Raw genomic sequence first — 19,976 nt, 5'->3', positions numbered from 1 at the left:
CTCTTCTTTGACTATTTCCCCATTTCTAACTATTCTCCTGCCATTTGACCCTTAATCGACAAAAAGCCCACCCGGGAGTCCAGGTGGTGCTCTTTCAATCCACTAAATTATATCCAATAACCGTATATCCAATATCATTTAACAGGACTTGAAATTCCTCGTCACTGATGTGCTCTCCGTTCGTAATTCGTGAATGCAAATCTGCGATTCGGTCATAAACAGCGCGATTGGTAGACACGTACAAAATGTTAAAGCGTGTTTCTGCCTGTAAGCTTGACCTCATCCGGTTCACAACACGTCTGTGCAGCGAATCTGGATGTCCATTATCGACTCGCACAATTTTTCCCGGCGTATACGGGATCGACGTCTGTGGATTGACTTCGTCAGGCTTTGGTGTATCAACTGGCAGCACACCTACAATCAAGTTATCCTTGTACGCTAATACCTTGATATCGGCTACACCGGGCAGCTTTTCCGCACGCCCTTCCAAGTACGTCACCAGCTGCGGTTCTCGCTGATGAACCCTCTTTTGGCTAATCATGGCTGCCGGTCCTTTGTCCCTACCGACGTTATCGTTCTGGAAGTTAATTCCGAGAGATTCAAATTTGGCCTGATTTCCGTTCTGATCTTCGGTGCCCTGTTCTTTGTTAGGCGAACACCCTGTCAGCAAGCCGGCAAACAGGAGTACAGCAACGATACTCCTACTTATTCGTCTCACAACAAAAACACCTCCTTGCACTTAGTGTGATGTGCAGGAGGTGTTCTTACTCAGGAAGTAGCTGCCTTATTGAGCGATAAACTCACCATCTACTGTATCTTGTTTTCCATCTTTTTCTGCTTTTAAAGTAAAGCTACGAATGCCATCATGCTCACCTTCCAGTTGGAACTTGAAGGTGCCATCCTTATTTACTGTAACCTCATATGTGTCATCTCCGACGATGACGACAACTTCTGAACCTGCTTCAACCTTCCCGGTAACCTGGTAATAAGCAAAGACGTTCACTTTTTTACCCTCAATACTCGCTTTATCGAACAATGTTACCTGTGTATCGGGTTTTTTCTCGTCTGTTCCAGGCTTTGCTGGATCTTTCGGCTTTTCCTGTTGGCCGACTTGATTAGGGTTCACATTATCCGCAATCAATACCGTTTGTGTCTTCGGATCCCATTCAACCTTGTAGCTCAGAGCTTCCGCGATGAAACGAACAGGCACTACAGTACGCTTGTTCACAATCTGTGCAGGTACGTCGAGGTTGATGGTTTGTCCATTTTTGTTGGCAATTTTTTGAGTAACGACCAATCTGATGTTATCTTTCCCTTTGTTGATGGTAACGGTACGAGTTTGTTCATTCCATTTCACTTCAAATCCAAGACTCTCTGCAATCGGACGAATCGGAACCAATGTCCGCCCTTGGGAGATAATAGGTGCTTGGTCAGGAAACGCAATTTGTTTTTTATTGTACTCCACCTTAACAGCATTCTGTACGGTTTTAGGCACTACAGGTGCAGTCGCTGCCGCTGCAGAAAACGCTGCCATCGGTACCAAGGCAATTGCGAGCAGTAATGAGGTTACTTTTTTCAGCAATACATTCACTCCATTTCCAAAAAGGTTCACACGATTCTTAATCTACTATAGGATGAAGGCTGTTTCAAGATTTTCCTGTAGAAACCCTTTCAAAAGAACATTTTTTCCTAATCCCCCTCCTCTTTTTCGTTACTTTTTTCTGCTCCTTTTGACCTAATTTCAAATTGTTACAAAAATGCAACCATCTTGCTTTCCAAAAACGTTACAATAGACAAGAAGCGACAGTATTTTATCTTGAAAGAGGCAATGAATGATGAATAAATTTCTCCCTTTCCTCATCCTGGCACTTATCTTAACTTTAATTCCTCCAGTAGGAAGCTCCGCCAATACGACTGCCATCCAATTGGGAAGTGATGTACTGTTCAATCAGTTCCACTATCTCATCGAAGGCAAAAAAGTCGGATTAATTACGAATCAAACAGGTCAGAACAGTCAAATGGTTAGCACGATCGACATGTTACGACGAGATCGCTCCGTCCATTTAGCCGCTCTCTATGCACCTGAACACGGCCTCGACGGAAAAACGGTAGCAGGAAAACAGGTAACGAGCTTTGTTCATCCCGTCTACGCTATTCCGGTCTACGGCTTGTCTGGATCAACTCGCAAGCCGACACCGGAAATGCTCAAAGACATTGATATTCTTCTCGTCGATTTGCAGGATATTGGATCGAGAACCTACACATACATATCTACCTTGCAATACGCCATGACTGCAGCAAAAGAACAAGGAAAAGAAGTAATGGTACTGGATCGACCGAATCCCCTCGGTGGAACGATTGTCGAGGGGCCAGTAGTTGAACTACCTTACCGTTCCTTTATCGGAGTGGATACCCTCCCGCTTGCACATGGCATGACCATCGGAGAGCTGGCCTTGTATTTCAATCGTACCATCGGTGTAGATCTAACCGTTATTCCGATGCAAGGGTATACACGTAGCTTGATTTATCAACAGACAGGATTGGCCTGGATTCCGAGTTCTCCGCATCTCCCTAACTTGACCTCGGTTTTCGGGTATATGGCAACTGGTTTGGGTGAGGGTACCCCCCTTCGACAAGGCGACCATTTCACTTGGATCGGGGCAGAGGGTCTAGATTCGCACAAGTACGCCGATCTGTTAAATGGAAGTCTTCTGCCTGGCGTCATCTTTATTCCTGAGACGAAAGGAACTGCTGGGGGCGTCCGCCTTCAGATCAACGATCCACATCAGTTTAACCCGGCAAAAACAGGTATTTACGCGCTAGCTTATGCCAAGCAATTACAATCATTCCCTATACCAAAAAGTACGAGTATGCAAATCTCCATGTTCGACAAGGTGATGGGTACCAACAAAATCGGTCTGCTTCTCGAACAAGGCAAATCCCCTCAGGAGATTGTTTCCTCCTATGAAGCGGATCTTAAGAAATTTGTTGAGCTGCGGCAAAAATATTTGATCTATGGCGATGAACCGTTTATCCCGATGCAGCCGCTTCAACAGAAGCAACCAAAGCAGCCTGAACAACCAAAGAAACCGGAGCAACCGAAACCAGAACAACCGAAACCATCTAAGCCAGCAAAACCAGAGACACCGACTTCACCGCAGCCTGACAAACAAAAAGGAACGACCAATCAAACGAAGAAGCCTGAACCAGCTACAAAACCGATCCCTCAGACACCGAAGTCTTCTGAGAAGATCGCCTATTTAACCTTTGACGATGGACCTTCACCTGTCACTCCACGCATTTTGGATACGCTGAAAGCGAATCAAGTCAAAGCCACTTTCTTTATTGTGGGCCGTGAGGTAGCTGGTCATGAGGCCATTCTCAAACGGATCGTAGCTGAAGGACATGCGGTGGGAGGACATTCGTATTCCCATAATTATCAGCTTCTTTACAAAAATATGGATGGCTTTTTTGCAGACATGGAAAAAGGTAGTCAAATGATTGAAAAGGCAATCGGCGTAAAACCAACCGTGTTCCGCTATCCAGGTGGCAGTACAAATACCGTTAGTTTGAAATATCAAGATCCCACACGTTATAACAAGCAGCAGACCGTGATGCATGCGATCAAAGCAGAGGCGAACCAACGTGGCTATACGTTTATCGACTGGAATGTAACAAACGGCGATGCTAGGAGCAACAAGTACACAGCCGCACAGGCACTGGCAAATGTAAAGCAGCAAGTAAAGTCACAAAAAGAAATCGTTGTCTTGATGCATGATTCCAGCACCAAGTCGCCAACGGCTGAAGCTCTCCCCCAAATCATTTCGTACTTGAAAGCAAAAGGTTATCGTTTTGAAGTCATTCAAGCAGATCGCCCGACTGTTTCCAACGTCAAATAATCACAGCAGCAAAAGCCCGCTCCATAACAGAGCGGGTTTTTCTGTGCTTTAGACCTTGTGACTGGCTAAGTCGTCAGTGTTTCGTATCGGAGGCGCAACTCTCTTTTCAAGATTTTTCCACTGGGGTTTCGAGGAAGATTGTCAGCAATCACTACATATTTGGGTGCTTTGAAGGAGGAAAGGCGGTCTTTGCAAAAAGCAAGCATCTCGTCAGCAGTCAGTAACTCACCCGCTTTTGGGACAACAACAGCCGTCACTGCTTCGATCCAGAACGGATGGGGAACTCCGATCACAGCGACCTCTGACACTTTCGGATGTTGATAAATAAGCTCTTCAACCTCCCTGCTTGCTACGTTCTCTCCCCCCGATTTAATCATATCTTTTTTCCGGTCAACGACCGTGATATAGCCTTCGTCATCCATGATGCCTAAATCCCCGCTGTGAAACCACCCTCCTTGGAAGGCAGCCTGTGTCTTTTCCTCATCTCGGAAATACCCCAGCATCGCATGGCTGGTCCTGTGTACAATTTCACCAACACTTCCACGAGGGACTTCATTCCCGTCATCATCGACGATTTTCGTTTCCACATTTAATGCTGGCTTACCTGCAGAGCCTGGTTTTCTCATCTGATCCTTTGGTTGTAACACAGTTGCTAATGGCGCCACTTCCGTCTGGCCGTAAAAATTGTAAAACTGAGCGTTTGGGAGGCGTTTCCCGAGCTCTTTTAACACTTCTACTGGCATGATTGCTGCCCCATAGTAGCACTTTTGCAAAGAACTCAAATTACGCGCGACAAAATCGGGAGACCGCAGTAAAGCAATCCACACGGTTGGCGGGCAAAACAACTGAGTCGCCTTATACGCCTCTACTGTCTGTAGCATCAACGCAGGGGTTGCCTGTTCCAAAATAATTCCACTTCCACCTAAGTACACGTACGGTCCCAAAAAGCAGTGAAGCTGCGCACTATGGAACAAGGGAAGTGCATGAACAGCCACATCATCCTGCGTCATCCCGCCTTCGATAATCGAGCTGACATATTCGGAGATAATGCTTTTATGAGTGAGCATAACGCCCTTTGGCTTTGATTCCGTTCCGCTGGTATACAAAATCTGCACAACATCTTCGTCCACTATGTCTACTTCAGGCTCGTGGTCGTCTGCCGCTTCAATCAGCGTGCGAAAAGGCAACCATTCCCCTGCTCGTTCTGCTGGTTTGGACATGAGGGAAAGCAGCTTGGGGGAAATTCCAGCTAATTGGAGTCCGTCTTGGGCGAGCTGCAAGAATTCGGGAGCTGCGAAGCACGCGCTCACTTCCGCATGACCGAAAATATAGGCGACATCTTCTTTATTCAACATGAAGTTGATCGGCACCATGATGGCCCCTGCTTTTGCTATCCCAAAGTTTAGAATCGCAAAATCCATCGAGTTACGTGACAATACTGCTACCCGTTCCCCTTTTTGCAAGCCTTTTGAAAGAAGCGAATGAGCTGTCTTGTTTGCAAGCTGATCAAGCTGCGTGTAGGTCAATACTTCTTCCTCAAAGTATAGGGCAGGCTTATCAGGATTTCGTCCACGACTTCTTCGCAAAATATCGCCAAGTGCATTTCTACGAACCCTTTGCGCTTCGAACATGCAAATTCCCCCATCACTTATAGTCTCCTCTCCATTATATAGTAGTTTTCTTTATTTTCTGATATTTTTACAAAAAAGAACCGACAACCAACTCTCAAAGCGCTCGACCATAAAAAAGACCCCAGCTTCTCAACTGGAGTCGGTTCATTTAATATTTATGGCGGAGGGAGCAGGATTCGAACCCGCGTGAGCTTGCACTCTAACGGTTTTCAAGACCGCCCCGTTATGACCACTTCGGTATCCCTCCGTATAATGTAGCGTAGTTTGACGGCATCCTAACCGTTCACCAAACGTAAACTTACGTAGCGAACTCGTCAACCTATAGCGTACTCGGACGCTAACATTATTATATCACTACGGTGTAACTTCGTCACTTCCACGGCGGTTTAAGCGTATCAATCGACGTTATGGACATCCGTAATCTAATTAGAAGTTGCTTATATTCCGGTAAATGATTATTTTTATGTAAAGAGCAATTTTGACTAGATTCGGAGGTTATTGGATGACAAAAGTAAATCATAAGCGGTTTGATTTGAATACCAAGATAGATTTCATTTACTACTTACGCTTTCTGATCGTTGCTGTAGATAAACGACTACGTGGATTAAAGCAACATTTAAACGAACTAAAGAGAGATATGGAACGACTAGGCGTTGCCGAATATTCGCAACGTAAAATACCAGCGTATGTTTATGAGAGGCATAATGACGCATTACAGTATGCACCTGGCTATCTCCTAAATCTAATTGGGGATCACTCAGAATCCGCGGCATCTTATAAAAAGTTCAGAGAAATCGCTGAAAGAAGGATATCAAGAGGTGCAGATTGGTCGCTACCTAAATTGAGTGACGAAATAAAAGATGCTATAAAGCGTTTAAACAACGCTAGAAATTGGGGATTACACGTGCCTGAGTCTCTAATTAACGCGCAAATTGAAAGTGCTAGGGAGGTATATGGAATCGATGCAAGAGCCGAAGCCCTTACTAATCCTGAACTGATTAAGGTAAACTTTTTCACCTATTTTAATAGCGAATGGTTGCTTAGTCTTTACCATAGCGAGATGAGCAATTACGAAGAATTTCGCAACGTGTATCAACAAATGAAGCGTGATTATTCATCTTTAGTTGGGAGTTCTGTAAGAATTGAGCCTGTTCATCACGATTTAAGACCATTTGAAGATGAAATTCTTATTCCACAAACTTCTTTCCTTATGCAAAACAGAAAGTTCAAAAATTAACATAAGATTGAACAATTGCACCCCACTCATCGAATTTATCAATAGGGATTCCGTTCCCTCCGAAAATTTTCCGCACACGAGCGTAGACAGGTACGGGCAAATCCGGAAATATAAACGCGATCCTGCCGTCCGGCAACGAACGAATCTCGTACGGAATGAACCGCTCGTCGAGCTCGCGGCGGATTGCGGAGGCATCGCGCCAGGATACGGTATAGTAGAAGGACGGGTCGAGCGGTAGGTCACGAGTGGGTACGCTCCTTTAACGGTAGTGATCGGCACAAGCCGCTAGGCTCGATGTACTCCGCTGGTTTAGGACAAAAAAAGAAACGCCCACTTCAGGCAACGTAGTGGGCTATAACTCTAGTCTTACTTTTTGATCATGATCATCCTTTTGTTTTCTTCATTTTGAACCTTTGCAATCGAAAACCAAGGAACGTCAATTTCAACATAATAGTTGTCGTCTTTGATGAGAGATGCCCAGAAGTCACCACCACCCACGAGTTGCTCGAGTTGGAACATTGATATGTACGCACGAATAGAGACGGGTTTAGCGTTGATCACGAAAATTACCTCCAAAATTTTTTATTCATATTACTTTACAACAAATCGAATATTGGTACAATCATCCAAAAACTAAGACAATACTAATAAAAAACGCCCTAGTAATGGAAATTAAATCCGTCACCAGGGCGTAAGCGTTCCAAATAGAACGTGCGAAGCGACTACATATCTCTGATCCCGTGTTCTCGTGAACAATGGTAGTCAAGAAAACCAAAAGTATACGCTGCGAGAGTCATTAATTTATTGATATCTCCTTCTACTACTCTAACATCGTATGAGTTATTATCATCTCTCTGAAAGTTCAAATCTTGCTTACTTAAGTCGATGTTTAAATTATGAGCAATTCCATTCCTTAACTTATTAAGTTTCTTTATGTTAGTGAAAATATACTCAGGTATGAGGCCCATGTTATACACTAAATTTAACTTGATAGAGAATGTATACTGGCTATTAGTTAATATTTCCTTTGCTGTAGGTGATTTTTCCCTAATCAACCGGTCTATCAAATACTCTACGTGCAAATGTATAGCAAGTGTTACTGCCGAAACATCATTTAACTCCCTTAAATAATCAAAAAAATGCTCTTGAATTTGAGTAAATCCCTCATCCATGTAAAATACATCTCCTCAGCAGTTTACTTAACTATCGTTACTTTCGACAGTCCTCTGGAAATACCTCCCAAAGCCATGACTGGCTTGTCTAACGGAAACAAAAAACGCCCACTAGCGATCTCTCGCCGTGGGCTTTCGTCATTCTACGCAAGTGCGTGCATTTCCCGTGCCAATCTGTACGCGAGCCTGTCTATGTCCGCCTCTTCGCGTATAGTAACGCCATTCATCGAGATGTTCACGACTGGCGCGCCGCCAGAACCACCGGAATACTCGCGATTTTCCTTCGCTGTTAGTACTCTTTCGCCTTTATGCATCTGGACGGTCATTCCGTCACGAGGCACATACGAAATCCCATGATAGGCCTTTTCATCCGGTTTCTTCGGCTGCGGTGAGAGCCATTCCCATATCTGATTCCCGGCTTTATCACCGAGATTGAGCGCAGGATTGGCGTTGAGGATCGCTTTGCCCAATGCGCTATTTTCCATCTCACTTCGGAGGCCTTGCGAAACGCTCGTAGCAATTCGGGCCCCGATTGTAAGTCCGGCTTTTGCGATATCTAGCGCGTTTTCTTCAAGGAATGTGCCGAAGTCTTTCGCGACCCTCGCCGCTCCGTCCTTCATCATCTGCTTTCCGCTATCCTCATACCACTCGTCGAATCGCCCCACTAGAGCGTCGAAGAATGGCGTAGGTTTCATCATCTGGCGGTCCATTATTTCTGCCTGCTTGAATTTAAATTCTGCCTGACCCGTTACCTCCCACTTTTTCGGGTCGTTAACGTACGGGTCCATAAAGTCACGGATGCTCTTTCCCATATCCTCGAAAGTAGCCGTAATCGCCGGACCATACTGAGTCGCGATATCGGCAAACATTAGCGAGAGGTCCTTGATTACCGGAAGTAATGGTTGCATCGCAGAGATTTGTATTGTCTCAATTGCGCCGCCCAACTGCTCCATTGCGCCTTTTGCGTTGTCCATTTTCTGCTTGGCTACGTCAAGGGCCGTTACTTTCGACATTTCCATGTGGAATTTACGCACGCCGTCCGCACCGTCCGTCGCAAGAATGGTCGCTACTTTCTGAGCATCTTCCCCGAACATTTGTAGGAGCACGGCGCTTTTCTTCATGTCCGACATTCCATTTAGCGATTTTTTCAGGACATCAGACACTTCCGACAGGTCTTTAAGCTGTTCTTTCGCGTTATAAAACTGGTTCGTTCCGCTTTTCGTAATAATCCCAAGCTTCTTAAATAACGCAATGTTTTCCTTTGTTGTTGGCTGTAAACGTCCCAGCATCGTTTTTAGACCAGTACCAGCGGAGCTTCCCTTGATGCCGTTATTCGCAAGTATCCCGAGCGCCGTGTTCATGTCCTTAAACGACATACCGACAGCAGCCGCAACCGCCGACGTTTCCGCGAGAGCATACCGGAGATCGTGAACGTCCGTAGCCGAAGCATTTGCGGTTCCGGCAAGGATATTCGACGCTTCTTCCGCCGCGAGAGTCTCGCGTTTAAATGCGTTCAGCGAGGTCGACATAATTTCGGATGCTTCCGCGAGCTCAAGTCCACCCGCCGTGGCGAGGTTTAACGCTGCTTCCAGTCCACCCGCTTCGACCGCTGCCGGAGTCAGACCGGACTTGAGGAGCTCTTCGATTCCCTCCGCTGCCTGTAAACTCGAATATTTGGTAGAGGCCCCCATCTCCATTGCAAGGTTCGACATCCGCGTCATTTCTGCACTGGATGCCCCTGTTAGCGCTTTAATCGAGGACATTTGACTTTCATAATCCATTGCCTTGTTAAGGGATGAGAAAGCAAGTGCGGTAGTTCCGGCGAGTGCCGCGGTAGCCGAGAGCCCGCCCATTACCTGCTTTAAAACGGATGAAGCCCCGTCTTTTAACGTGAGTCGTCCAACAAGATTAAACACCGTCTACCGCCACCTCCCTTGAGATGCGCTTGAGAGCCCGATTGCAGGTCGAAATTAATCGCAGGACATCTACCGCACCCTTGCGGATCGGCCGCGCCCCTTCCGGCATCGTTTTGCGTAGAGTATCGATTCGCTTGATAAGCGCGTGTATCTCGTTTAATTTGCGCCCGAGAAGCGCTACATCTGCGTTTTCATCGTGCTTTAACTCCGCGATAGCCTGACAGAATTGTACGTAGTCTGCCGCGTTGAACGGTCGAGTTCGCGCCAGGACTTCGGTGAGACGGTTCAGTCCGTCCTCTGCGATTTCACCGATTTTGTATAGGTCCATCGTTATTCCTCCCCGTTCACCATCTCGGCCAGTTTGTGGATATCCGCCGCGATCTCTGCGTCAGACTTACGTGGCAATTTCGATTCGTTTTCATGCTCGATTACATGGACATCCGCGAGTTCCCTCTGCAACTTGTACCATAGTTCGATCGCTTTTATACGTGGCTCCGGCATACGAATTAGTTTTATAAGAGCGGCATCCACCTCGCTTCCGTGAGCGTGTAGCTTATCGCGTGAGATCATACGGTGGTACTCATTGAACTCCGGAATCTTCATCCATTCGTAAAGCGTAGACCTGGAAATACCGATCCTCTCCGCAAGCTCATCCTTGGTTAGTTTCTTTCCACTTGATAACTCACAGAATTCATTCGCGACAAGGTCTTGGGCCGCTCGTCTTTGTTGGTCAGTCAAACTCCGACCAATATCTGCTCTTCTTTTTGCCATGCTCATCAGCCCCTTATATTAAGTGCTCAATCTCGCGGTAATGACGCCAGGCGGCATCCAGTTCCGCTTGATACACTTCTGGATCGTTCTTTAGCCGTTCAACTTCCGCTTTTATCTTGGCTTCTCGAATATGGTGAGGCTCGGCGCTTTTATAATCGTAGGTATCAGCCCATGGTGACTTGTTTAAGTGTTCCAAGAAGAAACTAAACCTGCGCATCTTGGAGGTTTTGTCAATCTCACCTTCTTTACCTTCGTTAATGGATGCGTTAATCTCGTCCATCTCTCGCAGACACCACTCTACGCTGCTCGCGATAAGACCGGAGTGAAACCCGATGCACATACACGCCAACTTAGCCGTCTCGCGGTACTTCTCCAATTTCGAAGTGTCAACGTGAACCAACGAACCGGCCGCGATAATTGCCGCATACTGGACCGCGATCTTGTAAAACGGTGCCAACTGTTCCGCCAAGATGATTCCGAGCGGAATCGGTACGAATTTCTCCGGTGGCTCGGGCGGCTGACCTTTCGCGATTCGGCTGGATGCGACTCGTTGTCGGTGCTCCTCCGTCTTTGCTTTTATCTCGTCCACTGTTTCTAGTGCCATCTACATACCTCCGTCCTTGAATACAAAGAAAAGGGCCACCCATAAGGGCAGCCCCATTGTCCTCTTATTGCAGACCCTTGATGCGGGCGTGCGCCTTTTCTTGGCGGAACTCAAGCGTATACTCTCCAACGATCATTCCTCGTTGATAGTCACCCGTACGCGCAAGTAACTCATGCGTGAACGAACGCCCACCCAGCGGACGAATAGCAATTCGGTTTGTGTCGATGAAAAACAACTCGTCTGACTTGAGGTTATCGTTCATGATAATCGGGAATCTTCCGAAGTCATTAACGAGGTGGTCAACGACCTGACCGCGGCTTGTTTCCGCTTGAGTAATACGAATCTTATCGCTAGTCAGCGCACTGATAGCGAGCTTTTGCTTTGCCGGAACGATAACCGCATATTTACCGCCACTCGCGAATCCTCCCGTGGAGTAAATCTTTTGTGCCGCACCGTTCAGAATATCCACGCTAATCGGTGTGGTGGCTGCCGTCACATTCGTCTGGATGAAACTGCGCATACCTCGCATTTGGCGTACTCGTCCTTGGTCGAACTTCAACCCGTTAATGATAGCTTTCTCAAGCTGCAACGCGAGCGCAAGCTCTACCTTCGACTTCTCATATCCGTACATATCGCTCACACCATACTGAGCAACTTCTTGGGTGGTGCCTGTGACTTCTACGCTGTCGTCAAAAATCTGCGTCACGTTATCAACCTTTTGACGAGGCTTATAGCGCGACTCGCGCGCATCAGCTCCTTCTTGGCCCTCAACAAATAGAGCTTCGATTTCCGCGTCTTTAACGATAGCCGCCGCAGTTGATCCACCATAGCCACTAATAACCGTCAAGGTCTTCGTTGCCGAGTCTAGGGATTGTACAAGTACCATCTCCTCGTTAATCTGCGCAACAATTCCTGGACGAAACGCCTCTACCTCCGAGACAACAAGGGCGGTTGCTGCGGCAGTCGTGGCGGTCGTAACTTTGGCCTTTGTCGCGAACACTTCGTCCTCATACCATGTGTGTGTAGTGGATGTCACTGGATTACCGAACCCAAGTAGATTAAGCATGGGAGTCTGATCCGGATTTAAGAGGAGAATTTCATCTACTACGGATTGTTTCTTGCCAATCAAGTCATAAGAGTAAACTGTTGTCATAATTATTTACCTCCAAATAGTGTTTGTTTTAGGGATGAAAAAACAGCGCGATCCTCATGTCGTCCAGTCCGTCGAGCCCTTTCCGCTGCCTCGTCGAGCATTGCTTGTGCAGACCTGTCTTGAGGCGGAAAATTCGATGGCCCGCCGATAGTCTTCGGCTCCGCCTTTGGCTTGGCGACCGCACTCGTCAGCGCACCGATAATCTCGTCGATCCCCTGCGGCTGACCGTTCTCGTCGAACGTTACCCCTGACAGGTTAACGATTTGAAGCAGTTTGTCCGCATCTGCAACGCCTTGTTCCGTAGCCTTGCGGTAAAATACGTGCTGAACCGTCTGCTGTTGGAGTGCCGTTTGTACCCCTTTTAGCTGGCTGTCCCATTCCGCTCTCATTGCATCAATGTCAGCCTGGGTGAATGTTTTCGCGGGTTCAGCTTGTGTCTCAGTGTCCGCAACTTGCTCTTCGGTTTGTTCTACTTGTTCCATTCGTCATCTTCTCCCCTTCTGTCGCAATTTTAGTTTTTTGATATGCTCGTGCCCTCCGATTTTCAGGAGCCATTTGACAATCGGCGGCAACGAGTTACATCTAAAAGCGGGTGGCATTGGACTCACCTCCTCGCAACTTCCCCCTCTTTTTATGTGCGTATTTGGTACGAAAGACGGCGATTTCTCCCTATTTCCGCCTGCTTTTTGGGAGCGTCCGGTAGACGGCAAGGGAAATATATCCTCGCGTTTGATAGGCACCAAAACTGCCTATTTGCGTACACGTTTCCGGCTATTCGCGTGCAACATCGACACCGAGTATCCTCCGCATTGAACGCTTCCTCCCGTTGGGAACACGATACTGCACAGCGATCCGTTTTCCGTTACGGTAGTATTGTGCGGTAGGTTCAACGTCAGGATAGTAACGGCGGATTCTCGCCATGATTCCGGTATCCTCCGTGTAGGCTGCGAGATAGTCGGCGTCCAAGCGCCAAAGGCTATTGGTCATCTCTTGACTTTTTCACCTCGTTTGTCATAAAATTAAATTGGATATTTATGCCCAAAAACCTGACGTATGATCAAAAAATAATTAGGCGGGCAATTCACGAAGTCTCTGCGCGCTTTCGGGAGTCAGTCCGAATTCCGCCACGATCCGGATAGCTAACTTCCTGCTAACTTGTTTCATTCCACGCTCAATCTCACTGATCATTCCGCCTGTTACCTTGATCCGTTTGCCGAACTCGTCTTGGGTTAGCCCTTCTACTGCACGTAACCGAATCACCAGCTCACTATCAACTTTGACCACTTCACTCACTCCCTTTTCGTCAACTTCCTACTGCATACTCAACTACAAGGGCAAAATAAATAACCCTTTGTAGCCCTTCCCACTAAATAGCACGGTTGTCCAGACTGTGACGATGATTCCGATAGTTCTGCCATTCGCACGCACGCATCCATTCTGCCGATACCTCCCGCGTATTATAGATCACGACTTCGCCCGGTTCCTCCGCGTCTCTCCATCTCGCATTGCCTTTCGGATTATAGCGTTTACCCTCGTATTCCGATTCCGGAACCCAATTCGGAGCTCGACGTCCGTTCCGAAACCGCTTGTCCATATCATCCGCGTTTTCTTTTGCGTAATCACCACTGTCTCGCGTCTCATTTCGTCCCATCCGCGAGTCCTTTGTCGGAGTCTCTGAATAGAACGGTATCTCGCGCAGCTCTACCGGACTATAGAACGGATACTCTAACGTATGGCGCGCCTGGTCTTTCTTCAAACGCGAATCACCCGTTCGACCCACCCGCTGCCGAATCTTGTCCTTATACGCCAGACACTCGTCGCCGCATATCTTCGCGCGATTATTCCGACTCCGGTCGAGAAAAAACCATTCGCATACCTCGCAGCGCTTGATCCGGTGGCGATTGCGCGATCCAATACGGAGCCGCCCGTAATAACGGAGCAACACGAATTCCGCCGCACCTGACCCGATGTATGGCCGCTCCTCCACCGCGTACCCGTCCGGCACCCTTGTCTTTTTGAGTCCGCGCGAATGATCCTCCGCGAGTATGTAGTCCGCCAGATGATCGAGTAGCGCCGGAACAGACTGGCGACTGTTGATTAACGTATGGGCAGACGTGCCGACCGCGAGTAGCGGCTTGTCTTCCACTTTCGTGTGGTCCAATTGCGCCCAATCTTCGGAAATGAGCTCGTGGGTGATTGCGCGAGTTATTTCGTTACGTGAGGTGAGCGGCGTTTCCGCGTGCTTCCGATAGTGTGCGCGCTTGTGATTCGGGAAGCCCCGGCGAGAGATTGCGGTTAGACCTGCGTGTTGAATCGACTGCTTCTGCAAACAACGACCTCCTTATCGAGCGATTCCCGTTTGCGGGACGGCGGCTCTTTCGTTTTTAATTGGTCTTGGCTTTGCGCGATAAGATATGTGTTAGTTCATATATGACTGACCTCGCGATTGAAGGAACGTAGTGACTGATTGATGCGATATCTTTTTATCGTTCTTGTTCTTTAGTTCTTGTTAATTCGTTATTATTACTTTCCTATGAGTGGGATTCCGTTGGTTCCCAGACTCAGGAATCCGTGCCATCCCGTAAATAGGAATCGTATCTTTTCGGATAGAAAAGCGGTAGATACAGTTTCTTGACGTTCCCCATCCACGCCACTTTTTCGGTCATGACGAGCCCCTCCGATTCCAGGATAGAAACGAGTGGTCTGATCCGGTCGCCGTGAATCCCGGTATCTCTCCGAATCTGCTCAACGGTCGGGTACGCCCACATATAGAAGTCATTCGTCTCTTTACCGTGAGCATGCGCCTGGAGGTACATGTAGATCGTCAACGCGTCCCGAGCGGTCGCACCGTCATACTTCGCGGTAAGCTCCGGCATTATTTCACGGTAGATGGCGTGGGGAATCGGCGTAAATCCGCCGCCCCCCTCCGATAGCGATCGATGTTTCTGCGCCAATGCCATCCGCGCTGGCTCGATAAGCTTCTGGTAACGTGGATCGCGTGCTTGCATTCGTTCACCCTCCGTCCATAGCGTAGTACAGTCGTTAATTTACCGCAGGAACACGCCGCGAGCCCGCCAGCTTACCGCGTGGCTTTTTATTCATACTCCCTACTCTCCTCCATAAGTCTAATAGTTAAATCAATGTGACTTTCTGTTAATGCCTCAATTATCTCCATCGGGTCTGTTAGTTCTCGAAATACTCGAAAGTCTTCAACTCCTATTTCTTCTTGGATTTCAATTAGTGACCTATTGTCATCCTCAAAGATGATCATGACATCAAGCTCCTCAACTTCACCGCAGCCACAATAGCAAACAAATCCAACTTCAAGGTAACGTGTTTTGTTTTCCATTCTACATCTCTCCCATATCGTTTATTTTCCGTTTGCTTGTCCGACATCCGACCGTCCGCATCCGTTCACATGGCGGTTCACCTTCCTTCTACTCTGTTATTCGTACGTAAACTGATCTCGCACATTATCCAGACAAATTTTATCCTCCATCACCAACGGTCGAGGGCACCAAATTTACGCATCAACTTAGATAGACGGGCGCGTTTAAATCTCGCACACTTTTCGTAGAAATTTTTCGGCGTCTTAGGGATTACCGTACGCGATCGCCTATTTCGCGCACCCTCTACTTTACTAAACGCCCGAGTTTCGTTTTTGCACACCCTCTATCTATTAATTCGATTCCCGAACTGTTTTGCACACTTTCCGAACAAAAAAATAAACGCCGTTGGCGCGGCGCTTTCGTTCATTATCGATCCCATTCCGTTGGCGCGAAACGAGACCCCTTCGTTATCGGCCCGCCTATCGCCGACAACTTCATCGGCAAGCGGTATTTATGCGTTCATGTCTTTCACGATCACGTTATGTTCCGCAATACACATTAAAAACTCCGTAAGGCCGAAGTGGTAAAGAGAAGATATATCAAAATCATCTCCGACCTCTATCTCGAATAGCTCCGCGTCCGTAGAGTAAACCCCCTTGTGCCCATGAACCGGTGTTACCGTTGCGCAGGCAAGTGACATTTTATCGTAGGTAATTGCGTATCGATCGGAGATTAGTATCCCATCGAAGATATCCGCGACAATTGATTCATTTATATCATCGTAGGACACTAAAATCTTCACATTCTTCATGATTAAACCCCTCCTTGGATTTGGCTGCGGAACTGTTCCGGCAGCATCTCATGGTATTTGAAGTAATGACCATATATCGAATAGTTGAGGTACTCGCGCATCATATCGAGCCCGCTCATGCTGGCGAGTTTATCGACGAGGGCTTGTACCATCTGTTCGGTAATCTCCGGTCCCTCAAACATCGGTCGCTCGCGCAGGTATGACTCGTAAAAATCTCCCGCCTTCTTAACGCGGCACCAGTACAGCGTCTGATTAAGCAGATAATCCTCGCTGGCTACGTAAAGACAATGCCGATCATCGATAAGCCACCCTCGCGCAGTAAAGTAATCCTCCACCTCGTCGTCGTAAAAACGAAGTGTGATCGGTGTCATAATCCCGCCCTCCATCCAATCGTAGTGTTGACTATCCCGGAGTCGTTCCGGATCAATTCGATCAAAGCACGTTCAGCGGCCTTCATGGTCAGCACATCCCCCTTCGTTCCTGCTCCGCGATTACTGCAAGCATCCAGCGCAGTCTTGTCCGAAGTGAGAGGCGTTGGTACGTTCCGGCTTTCATCCTCATTTCACATCACCCTTTTGAATAACGATATCTTGTATTTAGGTATATGGTATAACGTTATTTTGAATTCGTCAATACTGTTATTGCGTTATTTTTTCGGATAATTTACAATACAGATATAAATAGTTTGCGGAGGGGTACCGGTGGGCTTTGTACTTATCGTTAAGGTAGATGAACAATTACGCGTTAGAGGATGGACACAGGCTGATCTAGCGGAGAAAACAGGGCTCCGTCCCAGTACAATAAGTGAGATCGTTCGCGGCTCACGGACGGTTATAAATAAAGAGCATATCGCAAAGATCGCAGAAATAATGGGGATAACGGACATTACTGAGTTAATCGAACTTAAATCAACCGATAAAGAATAGAAAAACGCCCATCGACCGGAATTTCTCCGATTAGTGGGCGTTTGTTACTTATATCATTTCCTCGTTACAACCCTCTCTTATTTATAGTTTTCCCGATTTTCTAATTTCACCACCTGATTAAGCGGCGAATGTTTCTCATGCTCGCTTTTTATATAGGTACTTGATAGATGGGTGTACCTGAGAACTTGGCGCGGATCGACGTGACCAAGTAGTAATTGGAGTAACCGCGTATTATTGTTCGATTCCAGAAACAACGTGGCACCGGAGTGTCGAAAAAGGTACGGATATATGCGTAGATCAAGTCCTGCTGCTGAAGCGTATTTCTTTAGTCGATGCCGAAAATGATTTGCACGGATTTTATCTCCATATATAGATAGAAAAACGTACTCCGATTTTGATCTTCTGCTTGTGAAATCTAACAACTTCCTCAACATTCTCAATGTATAGTCAGTTACTGGCACTATCCTTGATCGCCTAGATTTAGTTATGCTTGATCTCAAGTGTATTACGCCCTGTTCGAAGTCAATGTCTTTCTTCTTTAGAGAAACAATCTCAGAGGTGCGACAAAAAGTATCGATTGCCAAGACTATCATCGTCGCGTCCCTATAGCCTGTATAGCTAGTACGGTCTGGAGTACGAATAAGTTTCCTAAGTTGGAGTATTGATAGAATTCTAATGTCACCCTCAGACTCTCTAACATTTTTTATGTTAGCAAACGGATTTGTGTCAATGAGATTCTCCGCGTGTAAAAACCGGAACATGGTCCTGAGTCCCTTTAAACGTACATTAACGGTTACCGGTGAGAGCCCCTCTGTCTGATACCTTTCCGGCTTGTGAGAATGTCCATCCCATTTAAGTTTAGACTTGAGCATCCAGGTTATATAGTTCCTGATGATAGTGGGGCTGACGTATTTCACGTTCAACTCAAGTTCATTGCTTGTTAAGTATCCGCAGAAAAATCGGTAGTTTTCACGATAGGTTTCTAATGTTCTCTCCGCTACCCCCTCCGCAATCTTAGCGTGGTAAAAAATGTCAAACAATTCATCTAGCGACTCTATTCGGTTAATACTGTCTCTTACATATTCACTTTCCGCTCTCCTGAGTAACTCAAAAACGTCATTCAGAGTATACCTTTGCTGCACATCTTCTTGATCAATCAATCTATTTCATCCTCTACGATTTTTAATATGTCTAAAACTTACATTAGAACTCATTGAAAAAACAGTCTGCTTCCATATTTGTTTTTAGCCGATATAAAAATAGGTATAATTTTAGTTAACGCATAGATACCGAGATTAGCGATACTCGACGCATCATAACGCATTTGCACGAAGACCACACGCAAGATAGCGTTACATAATCGAAAACAATGATTTCGCGCCTTAACGTAAACAAAAAGAAAAACACCGGTGCACGTCCGATGTCCTTCGTTTTGATTGCGTTACTCAGCGGTAATGTACTCGTTTGTAGAACCACAGTGCGGGCATTTCATTTGTAATTTGACGACACTCCCTCTGCGCTCTACTACGGTAGCTCTCACATCGTATGAGCCAAATTCCTCCGGTTTTTCAAGGTAATGTGCCCAACTAAATGTTCCATTACATTCGTGGCAATACCACTCAGACGAAGTAAACACGGTTCCCATATCTCGCCACCTCCCGTCCTAGTTCTTTCGACAGGGATTCAACGAGTCCTCCCTTTTTCCCCTTTAACATAACCAAAAGATAAAGCGTAACATACTCGCGGTTCTCGCGTTAAGCTTCGTTCGTGTCGTCAGTTTCGTTCTTTAAAAGTGGCAAAATAATTAAAAGCTGTCCCCAAAATTCAGGAACAGCTTTACGTGTTATTTGAACCTACTCTCCGTTACGACCTCTACGTACCCGACATTCTCAGGATTCCCTTCGACGTCCTTTACTACACGAACGTTATAGAACCCGCCCACTTGTCCGTAATCAAGGTATAGCGGCTTCTCCCTCTCAGTTGTCGCGCCGTCCTCTACCGCAAGCCCCACCGCACGCATCGCCTTTATCGCGTCAACCGGGTACTTGAACGCCTCAGACGGACGTACCTCGATCCTGGCCGCGACTCCTTCGATGAACATGACGCTTATCTCGCCTGTGTCCTCTTTGTACGTATGTCGCACGAATGGCGTCTTCTCTTCCGTTGAGAGTGACGTCCACTCTCCGGTTTCTGTTGCGGTCGGATTGCCGAGTAGCGCCGTTACGTCGGCTTCCGGTTTGCCTGCGATAAATTTGACGGTGGATTGCGGTTCGGACGTTGTCTTAGGCGAAGCTTCCGCAGGCTTTGCGTGCTCGTTCGTCCTTCCCGATTCTATGCTCTGCTTGAGACTCTCCGGTAAAGATTCCAAGTTTCCGTTCGTGTCCTTAAACTCGCTACATCCCGTTAGTATCGTGAGTGCTAAGAATATGTACAATGGCCGCTTCATGCGCACACCTTCCGTTTTTAACCAATATTACCATAAATAACATAACTTTAATGTAAACCACAATCTCACTCGTACGAAAAG

Annotated in this window: 24 protein-coding genes and 1 tRNA gene; 3 read left to right on the top strand and 22 right to left on the bottom strand. The window is 46.9% G+C overall.

Going from position 1 to position 19,976, the window contains the following annotated elements:
• Positions 1-94 precede the first annotated feature (94 nt).
• Both ODZ53_RS12735 and ODZ53_RS12730 read right to left on the bottom strand, forming a co-directional pair.
• Positions 95-718 (bottom strand): sporulation protein, encoded by a 624-nt coding sequence (locus tag ODZ53_RS12735; protein WP_372677489.1) that lies wholly within the window; start codon positions 716-718, stop codon positions 95-97.
• 66 nt (positions 719-784) lie between these two features.
• Positions 785-1,612 carry a copper amine oxidase N-terminal domain-containing protein gene (locus tag ODZ53_RS12730; protein WP_372677487.1) on the bottom strand — a complete coding sequence of 276 codons (828 nt, stop codon included), beginning with the start codon at positions 1,610-1,612 and terminating at the stop codon, positions 785-787.
• 223 nt (positions 1,613-1,835) lie between these two features.
• Here ODZ53_RS12730 and ODZ53_RS12725 point away from each other — a divergent pair, with 223 nt between their 5' ends.
• Entirely contained in the window at positions 1,836-3,899 is a 2,064-nt protein-coding gene (locus ODZ53_RS12725) for an exo-beta-N-acetylmuramidase NamZ domain-containing protein (protein ID WP_372677946.1), read from the top strand.
• A gap of 65 nt (positions 3,900-3,964) precedes the next feature.
• On the opposite strand, the gene ODZ53_RS12720 is transcribed toward ODZ53_RS12725, so the two are convergent.
• Positions 3,965-5,530, bottom strand: a complete 1,566-nt coding sequence (locus ODZ53_RS12720; RefSeq protein WP_372677485.1) for an acyl-CoA synthetase — start codon at positions 5,528-5,530, stop codon at positions 3,965-3,967.
• Positions 5,531-5,688: 158 nt separating this feature from the next.
• Positions 5,689-5,777: transfer RNA gene (locus tag ODZ53_RS12715), tRNA-Ser, on the bottom strand.
• Positions 5,778-6,032: 255 nt separating this feature from the next.
• On the opposite strand from ODZ53_RS12715, the gene ODZ53_RS12710 reads away from it, so the two are divergent.
• Positions 6,033-6,767 carry a hypothetical protein gene (locus ODZ53_RS12710; protein ID WP_372677483.1) on the top strand — a complete coding sequence of 245 codons (735 nt, stop codon included), beginning with the start codon at positions 6,033-6,035 and terminating at the stop codon, positions 6,765-6,767.
• A gap of 366 nt (positions 6,768-7,133) precedes the next feature.
• On the opposite strand, the gene ODZ53_RS12705 is transcribed toward ODZ53_RS12710, so the two are convergent.
• The 15 genes from ODZ53_RS12705 to ODZ53_RS12635 all read right to left on the bottom strand — a co-directional run bounded on the left by ODZ53_RS12705 (position 7,134) and on the right by ODZ53_RS12635 (position 16,894).
• Entirely contained in the window at positions 7,134-7,328 is a 195-nt protein-coding gene (locus ODZ53_RS12705; RefSeq protein WP_372677481.1) for a hypothetical protein, read from the bottom strand.
• A 161-nt stretch (positions 7,329-7,489) separates the two neighbouring features.
• The gene (locus ODZ53_RS12700; protein ID WP_372677479.1) at positions 7,490-7,939 is read right to left on the bottom strand and encodes a hypothetical protein; all 450 of its coding nucleotides are present in this window, start codon (positions 7,937-7,939) and stop codon (positions 7,490-7,492) included.
• Between the two features lie 143 nt (positions 7,940-8,082).
• Complete coding sequence (locus ODZ53_RS12695) at positions 8,083-9,855, bottom strand: phage tail tape measure protein (RefSeq protein WP_372677477.1); 1,773 nt, start codon at positions 9,853-9,855, stop codon at positions 8,083-8,085.
• The gene (locus ODZ53_RS12690; protein WP_372677475.1) at positions 9,848-10,183 is read right to left on the bottom strand and encodes a hypothetical protein; all 336 of its coding nucleotides are present in this window, start codon (positions 10,181-10,183) and stop codon (positions 9,848-9,850) included. Before ODZ53_RS12690 ends, ODZ53_RS12695 begins: the two co-directional genes overlap by 8 nt.
• 2 nt (positions 10,184-10,185) lie before the next feature.
• A complete protein-coding gene (locus ODZ53_RS12685) occupies positions 10,186-10,626 on the bottom strand; it encodes a phBC6A51 family helix-turn-helix protein (RefSeq protein WP_372677473.1) in 441 nt (146 codons plus the stop codon).
• A 13-nt stretch (positions 10,627-10,639) separates the two neighbouring features.
• Complete coding sequence (locus tag ODZ53_RS12680; protein WP_372677471.1) at positions 10,640-11,230, bottom strand: hypothetical protein; 591 nt, start codon at positions 11,228-11,230, stop codon at positions 10,640-10,642.
• Between the two features lie 64 nt (positions 11,231-11,294).
• Positions 11,295-12,383, bottom strand: a complete 1,089-nt coding sequence (locus ODZ53_RS12675) for an SU10 major capsid protein (protein WP_372677469.1) — start codon at positions 12,381-12,383, stop codon at positions 11,295-11,297.
• Between the two features lie 2 nt (positions 12,384-12,385).
• Complete coding sequence (locus ODZ53_RS12670) at positions 12,386-12,865, bottom strand: hypothetical protein (RefSeq protein WP_372677467.1); 480 nt, start codon at positions 12,863-12,865, stop codon at positions 12,386-12,388.
• A gap of 289 nt (positions 12,866-13,154) precedes the next feature.
• Positions 13,155-13,370: a hypothetical protein gene (locus tag ODZ53_RS12665; protein ID WP_372677465.1), complete on the bottom strand. Its 216-nt coding sequence runs from the start codon at positions 13,368-13,370 to the stop codon at positions 13,155-13,157.
• Between the two features lie 81 nt (positions 13,371-13,451).
• Entirely contained in the window at positions 13,452-13,667 is a 216-nt protein-coding gene (locus tag ODZ53_RS12660; protein WP_372677463.1) for a helix-turn-helix transcriptional regulator, read from the bottom strand.
• A gap of 82 nt (positions 13,668-13,749) precedes the next feature.
• A complete protein-coding gene (locus ODZ53_RS12655) occupies positions 13,750-14,712 on the bottom strand; it encodes a hypothetical protein (protein WP_372677461.1) in 963 nt (320 codons plus the stop codon).
• 232 nt (positions 14,713-14,944) lie between these two features.
• Positions 14,945-15,391, bottom strand: a complete 447-nt coding sequence (locus tag ODZ53_RS12650; RefSeq protein ID WP_372677459.1) for a hypothetical protein — start codon at positions 15,389-15,391, stop codon at positions 14,945-14,947.
• Between the two features lie 86 nt (positions 15,392-15,477).
• A complete protein-coding gene (locus tag ODZ53_RS12645; protein ID WP_372677457.1) occupies positions 15,478-15,732 on the bottom strand; it encodes a hypothetical protein in 255 nt (84 codons plus the stop codon).
• A gap of 491 nt (positions 15,733-16,223) precedes the next feature.
• Complete coding sequence (locus ODZ53_RS12640) at positions 16,224-16,523, bottom strand: hypothetical protein (protein WP_372677455.1); 300 nt, start codon at positions 16,521-16,523, stop codon at positions 16,224-16,226.
• A 2-nt stretch (positions 16,524-16,525) separates the two neighbouring features.
• A complete protein-coding gene (locus tag ODZ53_RS12635; protein WP_372677453.1) occupies positions 16,526-16,894 on the bottom strand; it encodes a hypothetical protein in 369 nt (122 codons plus the stop codon).
• Positions 16,895-17,224: 330 nt separating this feature from the next.
• On the opposite strand from ODZ53_RS12635, the gene ODZ53_RS12630 reads away from it, so the two are divergent.
• On the top strand, positions 17,225-17,449 hold the full coding sequence (locus ODZ53_RS12630) for a helix-turn-helix domain-containing protein (RefSeq protein WP_372677451.1): 225 nt from the start codon (positions 17,225-17,227) through the stop codon (positions 17,447-17,449).
• Positions 17,450-17,526: 77 nt separating this feature from the next.
• On the opposite strand, the gene ODZ53_RS29415 is transcribed toward ODZ53_RS12630, so the two are convergent.
• The 3 genes from ODZ53_RS29415 to ODZ53_RS12615 all read right to left on the bottom strand — a co-directional run bounded on the left by ODZ53_RS29415 (position 17,527) and on the right by ODZ53_RS12615 (position 19,895).
• Positions 17,527-18,210 (bottom strand): tyrosine-type recombinase/integrase, encoded by a 684-nt coding sequence (locus ODZ53_RS29415; RefSeq protein WP_483862218.1) that lies wholly within the window; start codon positions 18,208-18,210, stop codon positions 17,527-17,529.
• Between the two features lie 680 nt (positions 18,211-18,890).
• The gene (locus tag ODZ53_RS12620; RefSeq protein ID WP_188068990.1) at positions 18,891-19,094 is read right to left on the bottom strand and encodes a hypothetical protein; all 204 of its coding nucleotides are present in this window, start codon (positions 19,092-19,094) and stop codon (positions 18,891-18,893) included.
• Between the two features lie 198 nt (positions 19,095-19,292).
• A complete protein-coding gene (locus tag ODZ53_RS12615) occupies positions 19,293-19,895 on the bottom strand; it encodes a membrane lipoprotein lipid attachment site-containing protein (protein WP_372677449.1) in 603 nt (200 codons plus the stop codon).
• Positions 19,896-19,976 lie beyond the last annotated feature (81 nt).

It is taken from the genome of Brevibacillus sp. BD137 (assembly GCF_041644655.1).
GTDB lineage: Bacteria > Bacillota > Bacilli > Brevibacillales > Brevibacillaceae > Brevibacillus > Brevibacillus brevis_D.
The sequence above is the reverse complement of the archived record's forward strand: the minus strand, read 5'-3'. Positions and strand labels throughout refer to the sequence as shown.

Bases quoted from the DNA above. Each gene is read 5' to 3' on its own strand.
- ODZ53_RS12725 (WP_372677946.1), top strand. From the start codon at position 1,836: ATGAATAAATTTCTCCCTTTCCTCATCCTGGCACTTATCTTAACTTTA.
- ODZ53_RS12720 (WP_372677485.1), bottom strand. From the start codon at position 5,530: ATGTTCGAAGCGCAAAGGGTTCGTAGAAATGCACTTGGCGATATTTTG.
- ODZ53_RS12710 (WP_372677483.1), top strand. From the start codon at position 6,033: ATGACAAAAGTAAATCATAAGCGGTTTGATTTGAATACCAAGATAGAT.
- ODZ53_RS12700 (WP_372677479.1), bottom strand. From the start codon at position 7,939: ATGGATGAGGGATTTACTCAAATTCAAGAGCATTTTTTTGATTATTTA.
- ODZ53_RS12690 (WP_372677475.1), bottom strand. From the start codon at position 10,183: ATGGACCTATACAAAATCGGTGAAATCGCAGAGGACGGACTGAACCGT.
- ODZ53_RS12685 (WP_372677473.1), bottom strand. From the start codon at position 10,626: ATGGCAAAAAGAAGAGCAGATATTGGTCGGAGTTTGACTGACCAACAA.
- ODZ53_RS12680 (WP_372677471.1), bottom strand. From the start codon at position 11,230: ATGGCACTAGAAACAGTGGACGAGATAAAAGCAAAGACGGAGGAGCAC.
- ODZ53_RS12675 (WP_372677469.1), bottom strand. From the start codon at position 12,383: ATGACAACAGTTTACTCTTATGACTTGATTGGCAAGAAACAATCCGTA.
- ODZ53_RS12670 (WP_372677467.1), bottom strand. From the start codon at position 12,865: ATGGAACAAGTAGAACAAACCGAAGAGCAAGTTGCGGACACTGAGACA.
- ODZ53_RS12665 (WP_372677465.1), bottom strand. From the start codon at position 13,370: ATGACCAATAGCCTTTGGCGCTTGGACGCCGACTATCTCGCAGCCTAC.
- ODZ53_RS12650 (WP_372677459.1), bottom strand. From the start codon at position 15,391: ATGCAAGCACGCGATCCACGTTACCAGAAGCTTATCGAGCCAGCGCGG.
- ODZ53_RS12645 (WP_372677457.1), bottom strand. From the start codon at position 15,732: ATGGAAAACAAAACACGTTACCTTGAAGTTGGATTTGTTTGCTATTGT.
- ODZ53_RS12640 (WP_372677455.1), bottom strand. From the start codon at position 16,523: ATGAAGAATGTGAAGATTTTAGTGTCCTACGATGATATAAATGAATCA.
- ODZ53_RS12635 (WP_372677453.1), bottom strand. From the start codon at position 16,894: ATGACACCGATCACACTTCGTTTTTACGACGACGAGGTGGAGGATTAC.
- ODZ53_RS29415 (WP_483862218.1), bottom strand. From the start codon at position 18,210: ATGTTCCGGTTTTTACACGCGGAGAATCTCATTGACACAAATCCGTTT.
- ODZ53_RS12620 (WP_188068990.1), bottom strand. From the start codon at position 19,094: ATGGGAACCGTGTTTACTTCGTCTGAGTGGTATTGCCACGAATGTAAT.
- ODZ53_RS12615 (WP_372677449.1), bottom strand. From the start codon at position 19,895: ATGAAGCGGCCATTGTACATATTCTTAGCACTCACGATACTAACGGGA.